Origin of the sequence: Paraburkholderia sp., from assembly GCF_034668105.1 — a bacterium.
In the GTDB taxonomy this organism is placed as follows: Bacteria; Pseudomonadota; Gammaproteobacteria; order Burkholderiales; family Burkholderiaceae; genus Paraburkholderia.
In genome coordinates this window covers 1-3553 of record NZ_JAXDPY010000390.1, presented here as the reverse complement: position 1 = coordinate 3553, position 3553 = coordinate 1, and the positions used below count along the sequence as shown (strand labels likewise).

Genomic DNA, 3553 nt, shown 5'->3' with positions numbered 1-3553 from the left:
GCAGATGCTCACGTGCCTGACCATCCTGCTCTACAACGCGCCGACGGCGAAGGCGTGTCCGCATGACGAACATACGCGCCTGATCGATGCGCTTGAAGCGGGCAACCTGAAGCTGGCGCAAAAAGTGATGAGCGAGCATCTGGAACATATAGAAGCCACGCTCCGGTTGCACGAGCCCGAAGAAGAGCACGACGATCTGGAGGCGATCCTGTTCGATGGCCAGTGACGTCGGCGTGCTTCAGTGCGCGGTGAGCGTGTCGAGTACCTGCCGCAGGAAATGGTCGCATTCCGCGAGTTGCGACAACTCGACGGATTCGTCTGCCTTGTGGGCATCGTCGATGCTGCCAGGGCCGCAGATGACAGTTGGGATGCCAGCCTGCGAGAATAGGCCGGCCTCCGTACCGTAGGCCACCTTGCGTGTCTCGAAGTCGTTGCACAGGCTGCGCACGAGTCGCGTGACGGCGGCTTGTTCCGCGCTGTCGAGCGCCAGGGTCGTGCCGACCTTTTCAAACGAGATCGACGCCTCGCCGGCCACCGCGCGCATCTCCGGTTCCAGTTGCTCACGGGCATAGCGGGCGATCTGTTCGAAAAAGCGTTCTGGATCTTCTGACGGCAGGTTGCGATATTCGAAGGAGAACTCGCACTGCTCGGGAATCGTGTTGATCGCAATGCCGCCTGAGATCAGGCCGGTCTGCGCCGTCGAAAATGGCACGTCGAAGGCGCGATCGAACGGGCCGTTGCGGCGAAGTAGATCGGCGGCCTCGCGGATGCGGCAGATCAGCCGCGCCGCATATTCGATCGCGTTGACGCCGCTCGGCGTGCGGGACGAATGCGCGGCCAGACCCTTCACACAGCATCGGTAAGCATTGTTGCCTTTGTGCGCGACGACGGGCCGCATGCTGGTCGGTTCACCGACGATGCACCCAGCCGGGCGAATGCCGCGTTGCGCGAGTTCCGCCAGCAGCAACGGCGCGCCGAGACAGCCGACTTCCTCGTCGAAAGAAAATGCGAGATGAATCGGCTCGCGCAGTCGGCGCTTCTGGATGTCGGGTAACAAGCCGAGCGTCACGGCGATAAACCCTTTCATGTCGCACGAGCCGCGGCCGTAGATTCGATCGCCGCGGATGACCGGATCGAAGGGATCACTTGACCAGTTCTGGCCGGTTACGGGAACGACATCGGTGTGTCCGGACAGCACGACGCCGCCATTTGTCTCGCCGTGCATCGCGGGTAACGTCGCGAACAGATTCGCCTTTTGCCGGGGCCGATCATAGACGAGAAGCGCTTCGATGTCGTGGGCTCGAAGGCGATCCCGGATTGCTTCGATCAGGCCGAGATTCGAGCGGCTGCTGGTCGTGTCGTATCGAATGAGCTCCTCGACTAGCGCAAGGTAAGGCGCGCAATGGCTTGCGCTGGCTGTCGGCTGATCAGGCATGGCCAGTGACCTCTTTGTCTCGGTGTTAGATCGAGCAATTCTATGCCGACGAAATTCTTTGAGGTGTGAATGCATATCCGAGCCGCGGGGTGCGTTGATAGAGCGTTTTCGGCAGCTCCCAATGCCCGAATTCGGCCGGGGGTTATGCGTACTTTCCCGCGGCGCACACGGCGCCTGATGAGGTCGATTTCCATATCGCCGACGCGCAGCACAGTGTCGACCGATTGCGGGGGTCTGCGCACGAGTAACAAGGTAAAGGTCCCGCGTTCGCTTTGCCGTGGAATCACGATTCACTTTGCCCTGAAATGGCTGTTCTCTTTGGGGGGAATACGCACGTCACCGGCCGAATTCGAGCACGGTCTCCCCGTTGTAGTCGAGAAGACGGGCCTGAGGACTCTATGGCATGGAGGGTACAGACCGCCTTGGCGCGTTCTTTATGGCGCGGGGTCGGGGCTTTAGAAGCAGCCTATTGGATCGATATAAACTATCACACATAACATATCATAGTTCGGGAATATACTTACTGACTTACCCGCTGTTCGGCACTCAGCAAGCGCCGTTCGCTGCCAACACTGAAGGTTTCGCCATGCTCAGGTCACTCATTCCCGCCGTCGCTCTCGCTTCGACGTTAGCCGCGCCGGCCGTATCTTTCGCTCAATCGAACGGGTCTGTCACCCGCGCTCAGGCGCGCGCCGAGCTGGTCCAGCTTGAGAAGGCTGGCTATCACGTGGGCGACGGCGACCACGCTACCTATCCGGCTGGAATTCAGGTTGCCGAAGCCAGGGTGGCTGCGCAAAGTGAAGTGACAGGTAGCTATGGTGGCGTGGCCGGCGGTGTGTCGGCATCCGGTGCCCCAACAGGGACCCGCTCTGAAGCCACTGACATCACGAAGTCAATTTACTTCGGTCATTAAACCGTCAGGTTGGCGGGTGCAATCCGCCCTGGCACCATAAGGTTTGCCGGGCATCTGACTGACCGCAAGGCCACGCGTCAAACCAAAGGCAGAATATGAACGTTCGGAATGCGAGCCGCTGGGCGCCCGGGGGCCTTCGCGGCTGGTATTTCGCAGCGCTCGCGCTCATCGTCGCAAGCGGGGGCCGGCTGCTGCTGGGTCCGCTGCTCGGGCCCATCATGCCCGGAACGGCCTACTTCATTGCTGCGGCGCTAATCGGATATTTTTTTGGAATGGCGCCGGCGCTCGCCGTCATGGGGTTTGGCCTCGCGATAGCCGACTACCTGTTCGTACCGCCTTATCAGCAAATTGGCGTTCTCGACCAGTCCGACGTCGACCTGATCGTCTCGCTTCCGCTCGTCAGCATTTTGGTGATCTGCCTGATCGAGAGATTGCGCCGCTCGTGGTTCCGTAGTGAACTCATCGGCCTCGTGGCGCAATCCCGCTATGAAATGCTTTTACGTGCCGATAACGAGAGGCTGCTGGCCGGTCGTGCGGTCGATGAGACGCATCGGCTGCTGCGGCATCTTCCTCATTACCACGACGACATTATCCTGATCCAGGCACTTGATCACCGGGCGGCGCTCGACGACCGCGGCGGCGCCGGTGTTGCCATGTCGGAGAGGATTGCAGCGGCCACCGCGCCGGGGCTGCGCTACGAGCATGTTCATTCCGAAGACATCAGGCTTCTGTTGCCGACGCTCACGCCCGGCAACCATCGCGCGCGCGTGGACATGGGTGCCGGACAGTTCCAGCCAATGGACTGCGTCTGCGAACGCTTCAGGACGCACGCAGGTGACTTCCTGGTCTTAAGGCTTGGGGGCTGAATATGTCAGATACAAAGTCATTGTTCAACGAAGGCGGAGATCACGCGGTTCTCCTGATCCATGGCCTCTCCAGTACGCCGCTCGAGATGCGGTTCCTTGCCCGAGCTCTTGAGCGCAATGGCTTCGTGATCTACGCGCCCACGTTTGACGGCTATAGCGCGGGGTCCCCCGAACGCAAAATGGAAGCATGGCTCACGGCAGTGATTCTAAAATTCGACGAGCTGTCGGGCCGGTATGCACGTGTTTCCGTTTGCGGTCTTTCGATCGGGGCGACGTTGGCGCTGGCGCTTGTCAGGCATCGCCCGGCGGCTCAAGCCGTTGTTCTTCTGTCGGTCACGC

The 3553-nt window shown here is 60.6% G+C and carries 4 protein-coding genes and 1 pseudogene; 4 read left to right on the top strand and 1 reads right to left on the bottom strand.

Annotated elements, in window-relative coordinates; all coding sequences use genetic code 11:
- Positions 1 to 226: pseudogene (locus QOC89_RS17445) on the top strand (FCD domain-containing protein); the annotation flags it as partial.
- Positions 227 to 238: 12 nt separating this feature from the next.
- Here the strand turns inward: QOC89_RS17445 and argE are convergent.
- Entirely contained in the window at positions 239 to 1435 is a 1197-nt protein-coding gene (gene argE, locus QOC89_RS17440; RefSeq protein WP_323046159.1) for an acetylornithine deacetylase, read from the bottom strand.
- A gap of 586 nt (positions 1436 to 2021) precedes the next feature.
- Between argE and QOC89_RS17435 the strand changes: the two genes are divergently transcribed.
- The 3 genes from QOC89_RS17435 to QOC89_RS17425 form a co-directional block, all read left to right on the top strand.
- Positions 2022 to 2348: a DUF4148 domain-containing protein gene (locus tag QOC89_RS17435; protein WP_323046157.1), complete on the top strand. Its 327-nt coding sequence runs from the start codon at positions 2022 to 2024 to the stop codon at positions 2346 to 2348.
- A 95-nt stretch (positions 2349 to 2443) separates the two neighbouring features.
- Positions 2444 to 3214, top strand: coding sequence for a DUF4118 domain-containing protein (locus tag QOC89_RS17430; protein ID WP_323046156.1), 771 nt, complete (start codon positions 2444 to 2446; stop codon positions 3212 to 3214).
- A 2-nt stretch (positions 3215 to 3216) separates the two neighbouring features.
- The coding region (locus QOC89_RS17425) for an alpha/beta hydrolase (RefSeq protein ID WP_323046155.1) at positions 3217 to 3553 on the top strand (337 nt) is incomplete at its 3' end.